The 16,647-nt window shown below is 59.0% G+C and carries 24 protein-coding genes; 2 read left to right on the forward strand and 22 right to left on the reverse strand.

Annotation, left to right across the window (positions count from 1 at the left end; all coding sequences use genetic code 11):
• Nucleotides 1-11: 11 nt before the first annotated feature.
• The 19 genes from gp17 to T424_RS0115150 all read right to left on the reverse strand — a co-directional run bounded on the left by gp17 (nt 12) and on the right by T424_RS0115150 (nt 14,351).
• The gene (gene gp17, locus T424_RS0115065) at nt 12-404 is read right to left on the reverse strand and encodes a tail completion protein gp17 (protein WP_027488469.1); all 393 of its coding nucleotides are present in this window, start codon (nt 402-404) and stop codon (nt 12-14) included.
• 7 nt (nt 405-411) lie between these two features.
• Nucleotides 412-852 (reverse strand): HK97-gp10 family putative phage morphogenesis protein, encoded by a 441-nt coding sequence (locus tag T424_RS0115070; RefSeq protein ID WP_027488470.1) that lies wholly within the window; start codon nt 850-852, stop codon nt 412-414.
• On the reverse strand, nt 852-1,175 hold the full coding sequence (locus tag T424_RS21195; protein WP_051559033.1) for a phage head closure protein: 324 nt from the start codon (nt 1,173-1,175) through the stop codon (nt 852-854). Before T424_RS21195 ends, T424_RS0115070 begins: the two co-directional genes overlap by 1 nt.
• Entirely contained in the window at nt 1,175-1,774 is a 600-nt protein-coding gene (locus T424_RS0115080) for a head-tail connector protein (protein WP_154664944.1), read from the reverse strand. The genes T424_RS21195 and T424_RS0115080 overlap by 1 nt, the downstream gene beginning before the upstream one ends.
• A gap of 60 nt (nt 1,775-1,834) precedes the next feature.
• Entirely contained in the window at nt 1,835-2,272 is a 438-nt protein-coding gene (locus tag T424_RS0115085; RefSeq protein WP_027488472.1) for a hypothetical protein, read from the reverse strand.
• A 74-nt stretch (nt 2,273-2,346) separates the two neighbouring features.
• Nucleotides 2,347-3,612: a phage major capsid protein gene (locus T424_RS0115090; protein WP_027488473.1), complete on the reverse strand. Its 1,266-nt coding sequence runs from the start codon at nt 3,610-3,612 to the stop codon at nt 2,347-2,349.
• 10 nt (nt 3,613-3,622) lie between these two features.
• Entirely contained in the window at nt 3,623-4,480 is an 858-nt protein-coding gene (locus T424_RS0115095; RefSeq protein WP_027488474.1) for a head maturation protease, ClpP-related, read from the reverse strand.
• The gene (locus T424_RS21200; protein ID WP_051559034.1) at nt 4,458-5,702 is read right to left on the reverse strand and encodes a phage portal protein; all 1,245 of its coding nucleotides are present in this window, start codon (nt 5,700-5,702) and stop codon (nt 4,458-4,460) included. The genes T424_RS0115095 and T424_RS21200 overlap by 23 nt, the downstream gene beginning before the upstream one ends.
• A complete protein-coding gene (locus tag T424_RS21205) occupies nt 5,702-7,168 on the reverse strand; it encodes a terminase large subunit (RefSeq protein WP_245269585.1) in 1,467 nt (488 codons plus the stop codon). The genes T424_RS21200 and T424_RS21205 overlap by 1 nt, the downstream gene beginning before the upstream one ends.
• A 285-nt stretch (nt 7,169-7,453) precedes the next feature.
• Entirely contained in the window at nt 7,454-8,098 is a 645-nt protein-coding gene (locus tag T424_RS0115110; RefSeq protein WP_027488476.1) for a P27 family phage terminase small subunit, read from the reverse strand.
• Nucleotides 8,099-8,197: 99 nt separating this feature from the next.
• A complete protein-coding gene (locus T424_RS22215) occupies nt 8,198-8,653 on the reverse strand; it encodes a hypothetical protein (RefSeq protein ID WP_027488477.1) in 456 nt (151 codons plus the stop codon).
• 469 nt (nt 8,654-9,122) lie between these two features.
• On the reverse strand, nt 9,123-9,755 hold the full coding sequence (gene nusG / locus T424_RS21215; protein ID WP_051559037.1) for a transcription termination/antitermination protein NusG: 633 nt from the start codon (nt 9,753-9,755) through the stop codon (nt 9,123-9,125).
• A complete protein-coding gene (locus T424_RS21840) occupies nt 9,742-10,983 on the reverse strand; it encodes a helix-turn-helix domain-containing protein (protein ID WP_051559039.1) in 1,242 nt (413 codons plus the stop codon). Before T424_RS21840 ends, nusG begins: the two co-directional genes overlap by 14 nt.
• Nucleotides 10,980-11,273 (reverse strand): hypothetical protein, encoded by a 294-nt coding sequence (locus T424_RS0115130; RefSeq protein WP_154664945.1) that lies wholly within the window; start codon nt 11,271-11,273, stop codon nt 10,980-10,982. The genes T424_RS21840 and T424_RS0115130 overlap by 4 nt, the downstream gene beginning before the upstream one ends.
• The gene (locus T424_RS22220; RefSeq protein WP_084268534.1) at nt 11,270-11,791 is read right to left on the reverse strand and encodes a DNA N-6-adenine-methyltransferase; all 522 of its coding nucleotides are present in this window, start codon (nt 11,789-11,791) and stop codon (nt 11,270-11,272) included. Before T424_RS22220 ends, T424_RS0115130 begins: the two co-directional genes overlap by 4 nt.
• Complete coding sequence (locus T424_RS21225) at nt 11,791-13,266, reverse strand: hypothetical protein (protein ID WP_154664946.1); 1,476 nt, start codon at nt 13,264-13,266, stop codon at nt 11,791-11,793. Before T424_RS21225 ends, T424_RS22220 begins: the two co-directional genes overlap by 1 nt.
• 3 nt (nt 13,267-13,269) lie before the next feature.
• Complete coding sequence (locus T424_RS0115140; protein WP_027488479.1) at nt 13,270-13,458, reverse strand: hypothetical protein; 189 nt, start codon at nt 13,456-13,458, stop codon at nt 13,270-13,272.
• 240 nt (nt 13,459-13,698) lie between these two features.
• Nucleotides 13,699-13,890, reverse strand: coding sequence for a hypothetical protein (locus T424_RS21230; protein WP_037067898.1), 192 nt, complete (start codon nt 13,888-13,890; stop codon nt 13,699-13,701).
• A gap of 2 nt (nt 13,891-13,892) precedes the next feature.
• Nucleotides 13,893-14,351 carry a hypothetical protein gene (locus tag T424_RS0115150; protein ID WP_027488480.1) on the reverse strand — a complete coding sequence of 153 codons (459 nt, stop codon included), beginning with the start codon at nt 14,349-14,351 and terminating at the stop codon, nt 13,893-13,895.
• Between the two features lie 364 nt (nt 14,352-14,715).
• Here T424_RS0115150 and T424_RS0115155 point away from each other — a divergent pair, with 364 nt between their 5' ends.
• A complete protein-coding gene (locus T424_RS0115155; protein ID WP_027488481.1) occupies nt 14,716-15,000 on the forward strand; it encodes a hypothetical protein in 285 nt (94 codons plus the stop codon).
• Here T424_RS0115155 and T424_RS22630 read toward each other — a convergent pair.
• Both T424_RS22630 and T424_RS0115160 read right to left on the reverse strand, forming a co-directional pair.
• Complete coding sequence (locus T424_RS22630; RefSeq protein WP_154664947.1) at nt 14,969-15,187, reverse strand: hypothetical protein; 219 nt, start codon at nt 15,185-15,187, stop codon at nt 14,969-14,971. The genes T424_RS0115155 and T424_RS22630 overlap by 32 nt on opposite strands.
• A 130-nt stretch (nt 15,188-15,317) precedes the next feature.
• Nucleotides 15,318-15,557, reverse strand: coding sequence for a helix-turn-helix domain-containing protein (locus tag T424_RS0115160; protein WP_027488482.1), 240 nt, complete (start codon nt 15,555-15,557; stop codon nt 15,318-15,320).
• Between the two features lie 31 nt (nt 15,558-15,588).
• On the opposite strand from T424_RS0115160, the gene T424_RS21845 reads away from it, so the two are divergent.
• Nucleotides 15,589-16,377 (forward strand): XRE family transcriptional regulator, encoded by a 789-nt coding sequence (locus tag T424_RS21845; protein WP_161712593.1) that lies wholly within the window; start codon nt 15,589-15,591, stop codon nt 16,375-16,377.
• Between the two features lie 25 nt (nt 16,378-16,402).
• Here the strand turns inward: T424_RS21845 and T424_RS22635 are convergent, their stop codons facing one another.
• On the reverse strand, nt 16,403-16,579 hold the full coding sequence (locus T424_RS22635) for a hypothetical protein (protein ID WP_154664948.1): 177 nt from the start codon (nt 16,577-16,579) through the stop codon (nt 16,403-16,405).
• Nucleotides 16,580-16,647: the final 68 nt, after the last annotated feature.

Here is a 16,647-nt window from a genome sequence, read left to right on the forward strand (position 1 = left end):
GGTCCTGCTCCTCAAGAGTGCCAGATGATGAGATCGGTGGAGCGGCGAAAGACGAGTGCCGCGCCGCTGGTGGAATCCGGTTGGCTATCGCGCCGCCCGTCAATGAATGCGCCCTGCAAGCGCACGCCGTCATAGGTACCGCGCGCTTTTTCCAGTGCGTCGCTGGCCGCAACGGAAATTGCCTTGGCTACGGCAGCGCTTTCGGCATAGGCGTCAAGCTGCAGGCGGCTTTGCTCAAGACCCGTACGACCGGCTGACGCATAATCCGGGACGCCGGAAATCAGCTGCAAAATCAGGTAGGGCCGCGCAGCGCCCTGCGGCACACGCCCCCAATGTACGCGGTTGCCAATAAGCGCCGCCAGCCGCGCATCCGCCAGCAGCAAAGCCGTGACCGCCTCTTCCATGAAAAGCCTATTTGATTTTGGCCGCCTTGCGCGCCAGCCGCTGGGCGGCTTTTTCAATTTCCGTCCAAAGCTCTTCCTTGATTGTCTCCAAGGCGCGGTCTTTGTTCGCGTCCCAGGCAGGCCGCAAATGCGGCTCTGCTGCCTGATGCTCATTGCCAAATTCGGTCTGGACACCCGCCGGATCGCCACCGGGACCGGCATAGACCTCGAACTGGCTTTCTTTTTTGGATACCTTCCGCTGCCGTCGCGTCAGCTTTGTGCCGACGCCATAAGACTTCTTCAGATAACCCTTGCGCTCCGGCGCATTTGCCCGCCCAGCATCCGCAATCGGCGTTGCGGCCTTGGTCAGCGCCCGCAGCGCCACGCGCCGCCCGGTTGCCTTGGGTAGCTCGGCAAGCGCTGCCTGCAATTCCCGCAGACCCTCAACCTTGATGGATGCACCTGCCATCACTCAGCCACCGCCGTGCAATCGATTTCCAGCACCACCCGCCTGCCAATTTCGCGCGGCGGCGCAGTGACTTCATAAAGCGCTCCATCAAATTCGACTCGATCTTTTACAGAAACATCAGAGCGATGGCGAATGTGGAACGTGAGCACTGCCGTTCCCACCATCTGCTGCGCGGAAAAGCGCTCTTCGCCACGGTTGGGCCGCTGCTGCGCCCATACCGTCGCATAATCCACCCATTCGAACAGCGGCTGATTGAACGCATCGCGCCCGGTCTCGGTCCAGCGCAGCAGTGTCAGGCGACGGTCCAGTTTTCCCGCACGCATCAGAGCCCCACGCGCCGAAACGGCATCAACAGAGATTTTACCGCCAGCGAAAACGGCAACTGCGAAACCGCCGCCCCGATCACGCTTTCCTCCCGGTTTTCATACCAGCCGCCGATCAGCAGCTTGGCCGCATGGATAATCCCATCCGGAACATCGGAGGCAGCAGGCCCGTAACCGGCGGTCATCGTCACGCGCACAGCATCGCCCCGGTCATAAAGCGACGGCGCCGGAAAGGCATCGGTCCACCGCAATACGGTTCCGCAAGGCGTCTCCAGGCGCTCATAGAAAGTCGGATCGACCATCTGCTCCACATTGTCCGCATCGGAATAAACGACCGCCACCTCGGAAACATCGGGAAACGGCAGGCGAAACACGCGGCCTTCCCAATCGTCATGATCCACGCGCCATTGCTGGCTGATCATGCAACGCCCCAGGATGCCGGAATATCCGTCCAGATGGCTTTCCGCCGCCAGGATCAGCGCCTGCAGCAAGCTATCCTCTTCTGTCCGATCTGGCTCGATACGCAGATGCAGCTTCACATCCTCCAGCTCGAGAATGCGCACGGCAGGAGTGGTCAAACGTCTGGGAACAAGGCGCATGGAGAATCTCGTAAAGGAGAAAGGCAGGGCCGCATCCGGCCCCGCCAGGGGCTTGCCCAATCAGGCCTGATTGGCCTGCGGGTTGGAATCGCCATCACCTCGCAGCACCGTCGCGGCCAGCGGCGTGCCCGTGCCATGCGTGCCGGAGAAATCGGCCAGCAGTTTCAGGTAGCGCTTGTTGCCCTTGTAGCCAAAACGATAGACCGCGCCTGCCGCATGGGCTGCCACGAGAGACTTGATGATGCCGGATGAAATGCCGGTCACGCCCAGCATGTCCGCATCGGCAACGCTGGTATAGGTGCTGTCGTCATCGGAATGCGTCAGCTTGAATTCGATCTTGTTCGTGCTGTCGAAGGTGATACCCCCGATGCCGATATTCAGAATGATTTCCGCAGAATCATAGCCACGGAGATCGATGGCAGCCGGGGTATTGTCGGCGCTGTAAACGGCAGCTGCCAGGGCGGAAACTGCCGAAAGTTTAGAATGCAGATCCTGCATGGGACCAATCCTTGTGTCTGGAAAATCTGGATGCAGCTGCTACCGTGGCAGCAGCCGCGAGCGATTGGCTGTGATCAGCTGGTGGCGATCTTCAGCAGCTTGATGGCTTCGAAGTTGGCCACGCCGCCGCCAACACGCTTGGTGGTGTAGAAATGCACCTTCGGCTTGTTCGTGAAGGGGTCGCGCAGCACGCGGATGCCGGTGCGATCGACGATCAGATAGCCGCGGCGAAAATCCCCGAATGCAATCGGGAAAGCGTTTGCGGCAATGGCTGGCATGTTGTCGTCGGTGTAGACCGGCTTGCCGAGGATCGTTGCAACCTCTGCGGCCTGGGACGGCGCTTGCCAGAGGTAATTGCCCTGTCCGTCCTTCAGCTTGCGCACCGTGCCCATCGTCGCATCGGACATCAGCCACGATGCGTTGCCACGCATACCGGCCTTCAGCCCATAATAGGTATCAACCAGCGCGTCGGCAGGGTTGGACGAAGCAAACCCGCCGGCATTGCCGGACGCGATGTATCCCAGCTTGCCCCAGGCATAGCTGGCATTGGCAACCGTGTCATAGGAGAGAATGCCGCGCGGGCGCTTCACGCCATTGCCAGAAACGAAGGCGGCCCCTTCCATTTCGGCAAAGGTAATCTGCACTTCATCCGCCAGCCAGGCGCCGATGTCGACGATGCCGTCATCCAGCATTTTTTGCGTCGTCGCCGGGTTGGCGTACATTTCCATGACGGTGAAAACCAGCTCACGCAGCGTCGGAGTTGCCGTTTCCGTGCGGGCCTCCTCTTCGCCCACCCAGCCGGCGGCAGCCCCGCCCACGCTGACATATTTGTTATAGGCATCGGTACCGATCGGCATGACGGTTGCGATCTGACGCATGGCCGAGGCGACGGACAACACGCGGTCAATGGTGCGCTCGGTCTCCTTCGGCACCAGATAGCCCCCGTCCGGATCAGACTGCGTGGTCAGCGCGGCCTTGACCTCCAGATCGGAAAGGCCGTTCTCCACGCCCTTGCGGAACCACTTGTTGAAAGCGGTGAAGTGTTCGCGCTCTTCCGCCGTCACGCCGCCGTCGCCAGCTCCACCCAGCTTTGCCGCCGCCATCATGGCGTTGACATCATCGAGCGCCTTTTGCAGGCTCGAAATCTCGTTGTTGATGCGGTCCACCTTTTCCGTGGTAACAACATCGGCGAACCTGCTCTTGATGCCCTTCAGCTCTTCTTCGTGAGCGGCTTTGAACGCCTCCACGGTCTTCTTCAGTTCCGCAAAAATCTCCTGCGGGTTCCCTTCATTGCGCACGCCAAAGATGCCGCGCGCGCGGTGGTTCAAACTCATATTCATGGCTGTTGCCTCAGATTTTGAAGATGTCGATAGCCTGCCGTGTGGCGGCAATGAATTCGCCTGCATCGCGCGCGGCGTTGGGGCTTGCATCGCGCCGGGCCCCGGAATGGTTCAGTTCAGCCAGCATTTCACCGCGCTGGCTGCGGCTGAAGCCCGCTTTTGCAAGCGCGGCCTCAACCTGTCGGCGTGCCCGTACGCTTTCCCCGGCCCTGGCGCTGTTTTGCACCGCATCCGAAAGCTTCAGGCCCTCATCGATTTTGTCCGCAAAGCCGTTCTTGACCGCTTCCGATGGCGAGAGAAAGGTTTCGGCATCCATCAGCGCTTCGATGGTCTTGCGCTTGGCGCCAGTACGCGCTTCGTAAATGTCCGCCAGTGCGGCGTCGAATCCGGTGAAGGCATCGGCAGCCTTTCGAAGATCATGCTGATTGCCGATCACCATCCCCCAGGCATTGTGCACCATGATAAAGCTGCCGAGACCCATGTTGATCTCATCGCCCGCCATAGCAATGATGGAGGCTGCCGAGGCGGCATACCCCATAACATTCACCGTCACCTTCGCCGGATGCGCCCGCAGCAGATTGTAGATAGCGATTCCTTCAAACATGTCCCCGCCGGGGCTGTTGATCTGAACGGTCACATCCTGTTCACCAATGGAGCGCAATGCAGCCGCCGCCCGCTTGGCCGTGAATCCGCCACCACTCCAATAATCCTCACCGATCACATCGAAGATGGTAATGGTGTTTTCGCTGGTTGCAGCCGCTGCATGGGGCGTATCAGCCCATTGCGCCAGCACATCAGACGGGGCGTCCCAGCTAAAATTCTGCGGTCGCTGCAGGGCGGGCGCTTCAGGCAGGTTTCTGAGTGACATTGGTCGCCGCTCCGGTACTTGTCGTCGTGGGTTGTGGCAGCTCATCGCCGCCGTCGATATTGGCCATCTCCGAGAGGCTTCGTGCCTCATTCGGCGTCATCCAGGCGCGACCGCCGCCACTGCCAAGCGCCTTGCTGAGAAATTCCGCCTGATCCTTCATCGAGCCACGCAACAGCGCCCGCTCATTGAATTTCGGCATGTATTCCTGCTTTTCCGCCTCCGTCAGACAGTCGCGGTAAATCGCCTGTTCCCAGTTCACGAACTGCGGTGCGAGGCAGTATTGAACGAAGAACAGCGCAAGCGCCTCGATGCCGGAACCCCAGCTGGTTTCGTCCATCATCAGCAGCGGACGCGGCACCCCGAAAATCCGCGCAACTTCTTCAATGAGACGCCGCAGATTTTCGACTTGCTGACTATCTTCCAATGTCTGCTTGAATGGGTTGGCTTTTAACCCCTCTTCTAGCAACAGCCACTTTCCAGCCATGTCCGGGCCGGATCGCTCTTCCAGCGATTGCCGAATTGACGCCCGAACCTCCGAAGAAAGCTTCACATCGGTCTGCAGGCTTCCGCCTGCCATCATGTTATTGTCAAAAAGCTTCTGCACCGCCTTGTTGATGCTGGCAGAAAGCAAAACGGCACCTTTGGCTTGCTCAAGTTTTGATTGCCCGACAACGCCGTCACTCAAATCGAGATCGCGAATGGCCAGTATTTCGTCCTGCTGAAGAGTGGATCTGGTGCCATTACGGTTGGTCAACTCATAGGTCAGCGACCAATCCTGATTTTGCTTGGCCTGCACATGGAATTTTGCCAGCGGCTGCAATTGCAACACCCGCCCGCGTGACCGCACGATCTGGGCATAAGCCACGCCATTTTTCAAAAGCTGCGCCTGCATCAGGCGCTTGAACTCATAGGGCGTCTGCCAATTGTTCGGCGTCCGGTGCAGAACGGAAAACAGCGGGTGGTCAACCGCTTTCCCTTTACTTTCGTCCTGATAGTTCAGGTGCAAGGGCAGCATGCCGATGCTTTCACAGTGCAGGCGAACAGCACGGTTTACCGCGCCATTCCGCATCACATCTCCGCCGGGCGTCCCATCCATGGCGGCTCGCACCGCTTCCAGGAAGCGCGGATCGCGAACGCCATATTCACGCCCGCCATCCCCTTGCTGCGTGGCGTTTCGCGGCCCACCGCCCAGCATGGCACCCAGTCCGCGCAGCCAGTTCATCAGAATACCTCAATGCCTTGGGTCTCGTAGATCGAGCTGGTGTCCTCTGCGCTCATGGCGAGGCCAACGCCCATCACTGCGGCAACGATGCCGTCAATCTTGTCATTGGAGCGCCGCTTGTCTGGCACGTAATTCAGGTTCACATCGAACCGGATGCAGCAATGCCCCGCCATCCACGCCAAAATCGGGTGGCCGCCATGCTCGACCTTTTCCGCAAAGACCAACCGTTCCAATTCCTTGGTCGGCGGCCCCAATGTCTGATGCCCCTGCCGCATTTCAATTTGCAGATCGGCATCCATGCCGTCTGTCTGCAAATCACCAGCGAGCTTGCGGGCATTCCAGGGATCGAAGCCAAAGGCCTGCACGTCAAAATGATCGCATGCCTGCTTGATAGCTTCGGCTACGAAATTCTGATCGACGCTATCGCCCGGCGTTGTGTGCAGCGCGCCACTTTTGACCAGATCATGCCACCTGATCCGCCGATCCCCTTCCGCCCGCTCATCAAGCGTTGCTTCCGGCACCCAGAACAGCGGGATCAGCACCCAGCGGTCATGCTCTTCATCGGGCGGCAACACCACGACAAGCGCGGTAAGGTCTCGCGTCGATGAAACGTCACACGCTAAATAAGCCTTGCGCCCTTTGTGAATTTCCCAAAGCCGTGGCCAGCTCTTGGCATCCCGGGTGCAAGCCTGCCATTTTGAACGCGGCAGCCAGCCCGCAATCTGATCCACCCACTGATTGAGGTGATAGCACCGGAAGCGCGCCTCCTGCGCCGGCCGGCCCTTCGCCTTCTTGAACTCAGTGCGCAGAAAATCCAGTGTCGGCGTGAGGCCAAGACTGGGGTTGGCCTTGCGCCAAGCGGTTTCGTCCGTCCAATCGTCGTCTTCTTCAAGCGCAAAATGAACAACCAGTGTGGTGGGATCGTCCATATCGCCGCGCATGATCGCGACCGATTCCTCATACCACTCGTAGCCGGTCAAATCCTGCTTGCGGCCTGCCGTAGACGCGAAAAGCTCAATGGGCTGCAGGCGCGTGCCGGAACTTTGCCGCAGCGTGTCTGCCAGTTCCCGCGTTTTCCATTCGTGGATTTCGTCACCCACTGTTACCGTGGCAGACCTCCCGTGCTTTCCGTCGGGCGAGCCTGTCAGCAATTGGCAACTGCTGTTCGTTTCTGTGACGTAGATCGACTTGTCGAACAATGCGATGCGGGCATTACCAAACCGATCTTCCAGCAGACCATCCGCCTCGCGGATGATTTCTTTCATCTTCTCGAATGGTACCCGGCCCTGATCTTCATTTCGGGCAAAAACATACCCCTCCGCGCCCGGCAGCTTTTCCAGCACAAAGAACAGCACACCCAGCGCCGCGAGAAATTCGGACTTGCCGTTTTTTCGCGGTATCCAGAGGTCCAGCCGCCGGAAGATCCGCACATGCTCCACGGCCTGGCGGTGCGTCTCCGGATCCATCACCTCGATTGGCTTTTTCCAGCCAACCAGGAGCCGAACCGTGATTTCCTGCCACTTGACCAGCCGGAACGGCTTTCCCTTAAATCGGTCATTGGTCAGCCGGAAGATTTTCGGCCAGCGCTCGACAATCTTGTTTGCCTTGCCGTGATCGAACCATGCACCCGGCACCGCCGATGCCCGGCTCCATCCAGAAATTGCCCAGTCATAGGCCGGATCGTCCGCCACATCTGCCAGCCAATCCGGCAGAGGTTGGGCCAGCGGATATCTGGCAGTCATGAGAAACCCTCAATTTGGCAATTGCCCGGGCGGCGGTCCGTCCGCATCGTTCATCAGCCCAAGCGGATCTTCAAAGTCAGATGGCTCTTGCTGCCGGTTTGCCTGATTGGCCGAGGCCGGATGCGCTCCGCCCAGTGGCAAGCGCCCTTGCGAACTGTTGAAGCTTTCCACGCGCACAAGATCCTGGTCGCGAACGGGCGTGAAACCAAATTCCGCCTCCAGCAATCTCAGCGCCGTTTCCGCTTTACCCATAAAATCAATGTTTGGATGGGTGCGAATGACGGTTTCACCGTCCCCCTTTTTCACTTTAATGGCCGCGCCGCCTTTCGGCAGGTCTTTGCGCAGCTGCTCGCCTGCCGCCAGAAAGAATTGCTGCCACATGCAGTACCGCGCCAGAGCGTGCCGGTAGCCTGGGCGGCGGCGGCCTGCCGCCTTCAGCACCTCGGACTGTTGCTGCCAGATCTTGATAGCCACCTCGTAGTATTTCGGGGCGCCCAGAAAAATATCCGGCATCGGCCACGGATCATCCGGCCCAACCGGCACAGCAGCAGCGGCTTTTGCTACCGCCTCGATCTCCTTTTCAACGGCATTTCGCCGCCGTCCCGGAAACCCCTTTGCGGCTTGCGTCAACGGATCGTCTTTGCGCCGTCCCATTTTTGAAACCTTACGCCGCACCCATGTCTTATGAGGTGCACAGAAAAAAAGTTTTCCCCCAAAAATATCGCGCCCATTTTTGCAATGTGGGACCGCCGGTCATCTCGCAAGAGGCGTGGGACTTTTGGGTGGGGGGGTAGGGTTGGCACTTTTTGCCTCATCGCATCGCATGCCTGCCGCCAGGTCGAGGGCCGCTTTACTGTTCAGCCAGAGGTCATTGATGGTCAGACGGCCTGCCGCATACAGCAGCTCCAACCGCTGCTTGACGCTGTCGTGATGCCATCGGCAGCAGGACTGCCACATGGATGTGTTCCAGAACTTATCAGGATCGCCGTGGTGCGGATCAACGTGATCAACCACCGCAGCCGCTTCCGTCCTGCCTTCAGCCAGACACCCGATGCACAATGGGTGTGACGATAGGAAGGTGCTGCGCGCCTTGCTCCAGCGGTGGTTATAGCCCCGCTCCGATGCGCTGCCACGCCACCTATCTGCCTGCCGCTTCTGATCTTTGCGATTTGGCGTGCCATTGGGTCTAAACAGCTTTGCGCGCTTCATGCTTGCCTGTCAAAACATGCTAAGTTGAACTGACAACTGCTTTTTCCTGGTTTCCTTTGGAAACTGCCATGCGCATCGACTGCAAGAGCACGCGCCTTTAGGATTAGCTTTTAGCCATCTTCGCGCGACTTCGATATCTATTACTCCATGGCCTTTTTCCGCCATGACATGCAAAACCCAATCATGATCATTTCCCTCATCAATCAGAGTTACTGCTATCCAATACCCAGTAGCATCAACATGCTGATTGTTGTTTTCCATACCCTATAAACGCAAAAGGCGACCGCATCGGGCCGCCTTTCATTCATCTCATAGCTTTCGCACTGGCCGTGAATCGCTTTGCCTTTTGGCTTTGATTCACGGCTGGGGCCGACCGGCGTACCGACCTCAGGCCATTTGGCCCCGCCTGTTACGGCGTTTTCAGAGGCTCACTTCAGGATCATCAGCTTGTCCAACGAGGAGATGACTCTCACAGCTTTTCGCAGAACGCAAGGGGAACAGTTACCGGAACAATGCCGCCGAACATTTCCAGCGAAACGACCACATCACCCTTTCCATCCGAGCGGCATGAAACGATCTCACCCTTCATGCCGACAAACGGCCCATCGAACAGTTGCACACGCTCTCCACGCTGGAAGCTTTTTCCAGTTTTCACCTCCCAATCATAAGCGCCCTGATCCGCCAATGCCTTGAATCTTTTCACTTCTTCGCTTGTAATCGGCAGAGGATTTTCAAAACCGCCAACCAACGAAATGAAATGCTCCACCACCCGCAAAGCCGCCAGAACATGCCCGTTCATAGGCAGTTTTACCAGCACATACCCGTGAATCACCGGCATCAACTGGCCAGGGATCAACCTGTGTCTGCGTCGTAAATCCGGCCCCTTGCGCATGGGCACCAGTGCTTCAACGCCAAAGGCGCCCAACTGGTTTTCCACAGCCTTTTCCTTGCCAGTCATCACCCGCGCTGCAAACCAGCGCTGATGCACATGATCGCCACTGCTCATCAAGAGGCCGATTCGCGCCTGCCGATCTGCCACGCCATTGTCGCTGCGCACCAACACACCCACCGGAAAACCAACCACCGCCCTATGCTGCATCATCGTTCGTTCCTCGCGCCGCCGCCTTGAAGTTTTCCAGCGCTGCCGCTGCAGCCGCCACCAGATCCGTGCATACTTCCCCAATCGCCGGGAAATACAGCCACTCATGCCGCCCGCTGTCTGGCCACACGGGCCAGCCGCGCGCCTTGTGCAATGCAGCCCAGGCCATAGCCTTGTCGCTGTTTCTGTGCACCTTCTCGAAGCCTTCGGCAGCCTCGATCACAGCGCCTACCACCGTGCAGCCCTTGGCGTTGCCCGCCTGAGTGTCAATGAAGGAAACCTTTGGCCATCCGTATTTTTCCAGCCGCTCCAGCCGCAATTGTTTCGCCGCCTCGCCACCTGCCTGCATAACAGCCGCCTGATATGCCGACATACACGGCATTGTCTGGCTCACGGGACCGAGCAGCAACGTCAGCCGGTTAGCCATCCATGCCTTGCTGAACGGAGTTGCGAACTGACTGCTAGCCTTGATGCGCTTGGCCTCCACGACAGCACGAACCTTCTCCGCCTGCACGCTATCCAGCTTTTCCCAGCGCTTTTCGGAAAGGTAGACAGCCGCCGAGCACACCTTGCTGCGCCCTGACGCCTTCACAGCCGCCACGTAAAGTTCAGCCTTTGCCACGGCCTGACGGCGATCCGCAGCAGAAAGCCGCATCCATGCCTTCAGCGCATCCGGCTGACTGTCGGAAACATAGGTTGGCCATGCCGGGAACCAGCGCTTGAACTCACGTTCCACGGCTTTTGGATCTTTCCCAACCCCTTCCTCGCTCGCGCTCGCGCCATCTCTCTCCCTTACAGGTTCTATTACAGGTTCCCTTACAAGGTTACTGTCCAGATTCTGGACTCGGGAATCGCCATTTTCTGGACTCGGCTCCCCCGCATTTCTGGACTCGGCTTCCGCATTCCCGTGTCCAGTTTCTGGACTCGGCTTTTTGCCAGAATGCTCGGAAAATTCCGGCTCGAACGGGAAGTAGTAGCGGGTGCTTTCCTGCTTGTTCGTGCCTGCTTTGCGGCGCTGTTCACGCGCAATCAGGCCCGCCTCTTCCAGTTGGTTTAGATAGACATTGAGCGTGGAGCGCGGCACCTCGCATTGCTCCGCAAGATAGTCCTGCGAGGGAAACGCGCCGCCCTTGGATGGGTTGTGGCAATCCGCCAGATAGAGCAACACAACCTTAAGCCCAGGCTTGATGCCGCGCTGCTGAAAGGCCCAACTGGTGGCAACGTGGCTCACACCCGCCCTCCCAGCCGCACCATTTCGCGCAGCTTGCTCCGGTTGAAATGCAGGCGCAGCATCACCGTGTTGGCCATGTCGCCGTTCGGCATATGCTCCGCTTCACCGGCTGCGATTTCGGCTTGCAGGGCTTCCATGAGGTCGCCATTGTTGATCAGCCTCAGGGATTGCCCAACCTCTGCGAAATGCCGGCAGAAGAAAAAGCGAGGCTGCCGCAGCATCCATGCCGCGCGCTGCGCGGGCGTTTCAGCCACCTCCATGGCGGCCAGTCGCGCATAATCGTCCATCACGCGCCCTCCATTTCTACGATGTGTGAAATCTTGCGGCCAGGTATCCAGCCAATTCCCGCGTCTGAAGCGCGGTAAAGTGCTCGAACCGCTACAGTTCCGAGTGCCGCCAAAACCGTACCCGTCCCGGGTGAGGCCCCAACAGTACCGTCTGGACGCTCGAATTGGACCTTTGGTGACACGAACAATAAAGCGTCCATGCATGGCGCATACGTCTGAAACCACGGAGCCGAGGTCCGATCAGGAAAAAGCGCAATGCCATTACCGTGCCTAACGAAAGCGTTGAGCCACGGAATCAATCCGTTTCTTCCGCCAAATGGTGGGTTCATCCAAACCATACCATGCCAAAAAGGCGCGTACTTTAGACCATCGTCATGTCTTGTCAGCCAACATCTGGCAGGAACATGTCTGCGCACGCATGGTGAAGCAACATCCAAATCAAAATCACAGCCAAGTGCATCAAAAATGTATTTGGGCGTATACCATTCGTCAGTTCGCCCAACGGCCTCCCAATAAGCCATTACTCGCCCTCCAGTTCTACGATGTGTGAAATCTTGCGGCCCGCCAGCACCGCCGCCGTTGCGGCAAGCGCCGTGAGGCCCTTGTCAGTGATCCGCCATTGTGCATCATCCAGCCGGGCAATCAGTTCGCCTGCGGCCATGTCTTCAATGAGCGCCACAGCCACGCTGTCGCGCACGCCAATGCCCCGCCGCAGCGTGACGGTGTCAAATCCCTCTTCGCGCTCTGCCGCGAAAATCAGCGCGCGGGCCAGCTCCTCGCTCACGCGCTCATCCAGCGTCTTGCGCGGTGTTTTGCGCGAGAAATCCTCTTCAGGCTCAGCAAAGACCAGCGGCGAAATGCAGCCGCCAGCACCAGGCGCCAGCGGCTCCGCCTGCTGGAACTTCGCCCAGTCGACGCGGATCATCTGCGGGAAGCCGCCGCCATAGCTGCCGTCTTCATTCCGCTCCCAGATGAACCATGCGGTGTTCATCTGGGAGGAGGCCTTGTTGCCCTCCCGGCCGTCACGGTGCATCATCGGCAGGCGGCGGGTGAAAACATAGATGCGCGACGGCGGGCATTCGTCCATCGCAAAGCAGCGGTCTGGATCTTCAAAACCGGCCAGAAAATTGAGGTTCAACAACATCGCCATCTTGCGTGGCTGATGCTCCCGCAGCGCATGGGCGATGTAGGCGTTGGCAATCCCATAAGGCGGGTTGGTGACGATGTCGAAGCCATCGCCCGCCCGCACCGAGGCAAGAAAATCGCCCACGGCCTGCACCTCGCCATATTGCGTGGTAATGCCGCGATCCTCAAAATCGGCAATGGCCACCTCATAGCCCGCCGCCTCCAGGGGTCGCAGAATGGCGCCCTTGCCCACACTGGGCTCCAGCACGGCAAGGCCAAAGCTTTCCAGCGCCAGCAGTGTGTGCATGGCCTCAACGGGCGTTTCGTAAAGATCCAGCCCCCGCTCTTCATCCGAAGCGGTCTTGGTGCCGATTGCATGGCCCGCCGCCTTTTTCAGCGCCGCCCGGCTGGGTTCAAGCCCTTCGGCTATGCGTGTCTCGACAATGCGCTCCACAAAGCCGGGATCGGCCCGCGCCGCATCGCGAAGCTGCCGCGCTTCATGCAGGCGGCGCTTGTCAATGCCGACATCATTGAGGGAAAAATGGTCCGCGTCCTGGACCTTTTCCTTGTCTGGTCTGCCGCGCAGCAGCGCGCCCTTGGCCTGCGCCTCGTCCACGGCATCCGCCATGGCAATGGTGCAGATCGTTTCAATCTTCAGCGCATCGGCCTGCATGCGCCGGGCCTTTTCAATCATCGCCCGGCTGGCCTTCACACGCTCACCGGTGCGGGCAGCGGCCTTGGCCTCGTCATAGGCAATGGAGGAAAGTTTCAATGCCTGCTGCACATCGCCCTGATCAAACAGACAACGCGCCCGCTCGATCACCTCCGGCAGTTCGGCCATATTGGCAGGCAGAATGGCGGGGGCGTTCATGGCTCACCACCCCGCCCTGTTCGCGTCTTCCAGCAGGTCGCAGACTTCCTGCTCCGTGAGCTGCAAATCCTGCGCAATGGCCGTGGTATTCATGCCGCGCTGAAAAAACGCCTGCACCACCAGTTCCATGCGGCGGCGCTTGGCAGTGAGCCGCACCTGATCGTAATTTTCCAGAAGGCCGCGCGCGCTCATGATTGTGCCCCCTGGCACTCGATGTTCCAGAGCTGGGCGGTCAGTCTGGCTGGTTGCGGACAAGATTCCCAAGAAAGAATTTCAGAAGAATCCGATGCGCAAAAAGCTGCGCCACATGCAAACCGACGCACGAAACCCCCGAAAATCAGCGATTGATTTTGGGATTGCGCATCAGTTTCAAGCGCTGCCGCCCCACACTGCGGGCAGGCATGCACTCGTCTCAACTTCTGCACATGCACCTCACCCACGGTCGCCTCCCTGGGCCGCGCCGCAGTGGCTGCAATGCCGTTCGATGATTTCTGCCGTGGTCAGCGTTTCGCCACAGGCGCGGCACACGCCAAAATCCCGCTGCGACGGCTTTGCCGCCGCCAGAGTGATTTCGCGAAAATGCCGCCGGTTGGCGCGGTCGAGAATGTCTTGCACCGGCGTCATGCTCAGCCCCTCGCCTTCACGAGGATTTCTTCCACCTGCCGCACCAGCGGCAGCCCTGCGCGGATGATGTCTTCCCGTTCGCGGGCGTCGATCCGGTTATCCGCCGTGGCATCAGCCACAACGCCCGCCAGCCGGGCAGCACTGAGCGAAAGCGAAAGCGCATCACGCTCCGTCAGCCTTGCCGCGCCGTCCGCCCCCTCATCCGGCACCAGCCGGTAGCCCAGGAGCCGCGCCATTTCGGCCAAAATCACCGGCTGGCCGGCGCGAAGATCGGCCTCAACGGCAATATCGATCGGAATCAGCGATTGCGCATGATCCGGCCCAAGCGCCGCATATTTCGACAGCGCAGAAACACCAACGCGGGTCAGGGCGGCAAAGCTGGTCACGCCACCGCCCAGCACATAGGACGCCTCTGTCGCGCCCTTCAAATTGCCGATCTGCCGTTCACTGAGCGAACGCATTAAAACCTCCGGAAACAGGTCAAGGAAACAAAACGGCCAAAGGATTCCATGACGCACCCCACGCGCATGCCTTACGCATGAGCAGGCGAACGGAGACCGGAACCAATGACGGAAAAAGGAAAACGGCAGACCGGGGAGTGCGGCCCCGATCTGCCATCATGCCGCCGCAACGCAATCCCAGGCGCGACAGCAGAAAAGAACCGGGCGGCGACGGGCACGAGGCACCGCCCGGCCCCAGACTGCGGCAGAGAGCCAACCGCAGCCCGAGAGGAAACCATGCGCGCCGCAGACTGCCGGTTGCAGCCCGCGACGCGCCGTGCAAGGTTGCGCGCGCAAACAAACCGCAACCAAGGACATGAGACCTATGAACGACGAAAGACTGGAAGACGCGAAATATGTTGGCGCCTACATCGAATCGATGGAACTTGCGCTGCGCGTTATTCTCGCCAGCCTTCCCGCCAAAAACCGCGCCTATACCCTCTCGCGCCTGAACGATTTCTACGAAAATCACCAGCTGCTGGTGGAAGACAACGCGACGGACGAAAGAATGACCCGGCGCGACGCTGCCTTCGACCTGTGGGAGGCCCTGGCGGAAACCGCCGAGGAGGAGCAAAGCATCATGCGCTCTTACAATCAGCCTCAGGACTGACAGCGTTTTCAAGCACCTTGAGGCGGGCTTCCATTCGCATTTTGTCAGCCTTTTCGCGATCCAAAGGCCGTCGCACGAATTCCTTGTCATACCGGGCGTTGCGCTGTCTCTGCTCACGCAACTGAAGCGCGGGCAAAATGATGGCGAGAACGGCGCGAGCCATAAGGTTTCTGATGTGTCTGCGCATGTCTTACTCCTGTTGGGGTTGGAAAAAGAAAAGCTCTCCGGCGCATGTGGCCCGCCAGCCGGAGAGCAGTTGCCGTGCGCCGAGGACTGGAGGGAGGAGCGCACGGGTTGGGGAGAAAGGTTGGGCGCGCTCATTCGGCGGCCTCAATGATTGGCTGGACGGCGTCAACGCCCTCAAAAACGGCGGGCTTGTTAGCCTTGAGCCAGTCGATGCGATCTGCATGCATGTCTTCAGGCGTTACGGCGCCATTCGTCAGGCGCATGATCTTCTGAATAATCGGCGCGTCCGGGCTATGAGCGCCGCTTTCATAGCGCTGATAGTTGCGTGCGTGGCCTATGCCCAGCGCTTTGGCGCAGGCATCCAGGGTCATTTTGTGCGTTAGTCGCCACTCTTTGAGCCTCATGGCTCAATATATGGCTCAATTAGCCAAATATTGTCAATCAGAAATATGGCTTAAATGGCCATTACCAACAATGGCCGAAACAGCCATAATATTTAAAAAATTTGGAAACCCCATGCGTACGAAAAAACCCATTCCGCCGAATAACATTCGGGCGCTTCGCACTGCGCGCGGCATGTCCATGGATGCGCTCGGCGCCAAGATCGGCACGGACGCATCCACCATCAACAAACTGGAAAAAGGGCGCACACGGCTGGACGCCGAAAGGCTAAGGCTGATTGCGGCCGCGCTGGAGGTGGACCCATCTGCAATTTTGGAAGACGGCCCAGAACAAGCGGAGCCAGCACCGGCGGCGCGACAGGAGCCAGCACGCCAACCGGAAACCCCCATGCTGCGCATCATGGGTTCAGCCGCAGGATCCGTCATGCAGGGCACATTCCAGATGACGGACGGCCCCGTTGACTACATCGAAATGCCCCGAGCCCTGGAGCACGCCAAAGGCATTTATGCGCTTTACGTGGTGGGAAATTCCATGGAGCCGATGTTTCGCCATGGCTCGATCTGCGTCGTCAGCGAATTCCGTCCGCCGCGCGTAGGCGATGCCGTAGTGATCCAAGAAAAGAGGGGCGAAAACGCCCCGCTTCAAGCTTCGATCGGCATTCTCGAATCACGGACGAACGGCAAGGTAATGCTGAGAAAGCTCAATCCGTCGGCCATCATTGAGTTTAAGAGCGAGTATATCAGCACCATTCACAAGGTTCTGGATTTCAACGATTTGCTGGGTGTTTAAAAAGCCTACACTCAGCAAACCCACCTCATCTGGCGCACTTCTGCATAAGGTAAGCAGCATCTTCGAGTTCGTCAGCGTAGGCGCTCAAGACCTTTCTCGCCTCAGCATTTCGCCGGTCTAGCGCCTCAAGCGCTTTACGTTCTTCGCCGGCAAACTGGGAAATTGCCTTGCTCAAGTCTACAGCTTTTGTTGCCTCAGCCATGGAGCGCACTCCGGTTGCCGCATCGACAAGGGGCTTTGCCAGGTCCTTGCACAGTGCCGCTTGAGGCT

Origin of the sequence: Allorhizobium undicola ORS 992 = ATCC 700741 (assembly GCF_000621665.1) — a bacterium.
Classification (GTDB): domain Bacteria; phylum Pseudomonadota; class Alphaproteobacteria; order Rhizobiales; family Rhizobiaceae; genus Allorhizobium; species Allorhizobium undicola.

What these genes read in the sequence shown, in the direction of transcription:
- T424_RS22635 (WP_154664948.1), bottom strand. Translation starts at nt 16,579, where the DNA reads ATGGCTGAGGCAACAAAAGCTGTAGACTTGAGCAAGGCAATTTCCCAG.
- T424_RS21205 (WP_245269585.1), bottom strand. Translation starts at nt 7,168, where the DNA reads ATGGATCCGGAGACGCACCGCCAGGCCGTGGAGCATGTGCGGATCTTC.
- gp17 (WP_027488469.1), bottom strand. Translation starts at nt 404, where the DNA reads ATGGAAGAGGCGGTCACGGCTTTGCTGCTGGCGGATGCGCGGCTGGCG.
- T424_RS21200 (WP_051559034.1), bottom strand. Translation starts at nt 5,702, where the DNA reads ATGAACTGGCTGCGCGGACTGGGTGCCATGCTGGGCGGTGGGCCGCGA.
- T424_RS0115110 (WP_027488476.1), bottom strand. Translation starts at nt 8,098, where the DNA reads ATGGGACGGCGCAAAGACGATCCGTTGACGCAAGCCGCAAAGGGGTTT.
- T424_RS0115160 (WP_027488482.1), bottom strand. Translation starts at nt 15,557, where the DNA reads ATGACCCTGGATGCCTGCGCCAAAGCGCTGGGCATAGGCCACGCACGC.
- nusG (WP_051559037.1), bottom strand. Translation starts at nt 9,755, where the DNA reads ATGATGCAGCATAGGGCGGTGGTTGGTTTTCCGGTGGGTGTGTTGGTG.
- T424_RS21225 (WP_154664946.1), bottom strand. Translation starts at nt 13,266, where the DNA reads ATGAACGCCCCCGCCATTCTGCCTGCCAATATGGCCGAACTGCCGGAG.
- T424_RS0115085 (WP_027488472.1), bottom strand. Translation starts at nt 2,272, where the DNA reads ATGCAGGATCTGCATTCTAAACTTTCGGCAGTTTCCGCCCTGGCAGCT.
- T424_RS22220 (WP_084268534.1), bottom strand. Translation starts at nt 11,791, where the DNA reads ATGGCTTATTGGGAGGCCGTTGGGCGAACTGACGAATGGTATACGCCC.
- T424_RS0115140 (WP_027488479.1), bottom strand. Translation starts at nt 13,458, where the DNA reads ATGAGCGCGCGCGGCCTTCTGGAAAATTACGATCAGGTGCGGCTCACT.
- T424_RS22215 (WP_027488477.1), bottom strand. Translation starts at nt 8,653, where the DNA reads ATGAAGCGCGCAAAGCTGTTTAGACCCAATGGCACGCCAAATCGCAAA.
- T424_RS0115155 (WP_027488481.1), top strand. Translation starts at nt 14,716, where the DNA reads ATGAACGACGAAAGACTGGAAGACGCGAAATATGTTGGCGCCTACATC.
- T424_RS0115070 (WP_027488470.1), bottom strand. Translation starts at nt 852, where the DNA reads ATGGCAGGTGCATCCATCAAGGTTGAGGGTCTGCGGGAATTGCAGGCA.
- T424_RS21845 (WP_161712593.1), top strand. Translation starts at nt 15,589, where the DNA reads ATGGCTCAATATATGGCTCAATTAGCCAAATATTGTCAATCAGAAATA.
- T424_RS0115150 (WP_027488480.1), bottom strand. Translation starts at nt 14,351, where the DNA reads ATGCGTTCGCTCAGTGAACGGCAGATCGGCAATTTGAAGGGCGCGACA.
- T424_RS0115090 (WP_027488473.1), bottom strand. Translation starts at nt 3,612, where the DNA reads ATGAATATGAGTTTGAACCACCGCGCGCGCGGCATCTTTGGCGTGCGC.
- T424_RS21230 (WP_037067898.1), bottom strand. Translation starts at nt 13,890, where the DNA reads ATGACGCCGGTGCAAGACATTCTCGACCGCGCCAACCGGCGGCATTTT.
- T424_RS0115095 (WP_027488474.1), bottom strand. Translation starts at nt 4,480, where the DNA reads ATGTCACTCAGAAACCTGCCTGAAGCGCCCGCCCTGCAGCGACCGCAG.
- T424_RS21195 (WP_051559033.1), bottom strand. Translation starts at nt 1,175, where the DNA reads ATGCGTGCGGGAAAACTGGACCGTCGCCTGACACTGCTGCGCTGGACC.
- T424_RS0115080 (WP_154664944.1), bottom strand. Translation starts at nt 1,774, where the DNA reads ATGCGCCTTGTTCCCAGACGTTTGACCACTCCTGCCGTGCGCATTCTC.
- T424_RS22630 (WP_154664947.1), bottom strand. Translation starts at nt 15,187, where the DNA reads ATGCGCAGACACATCAGAAACCTTATGGCTCGCGCCGTTCTCGCCATC.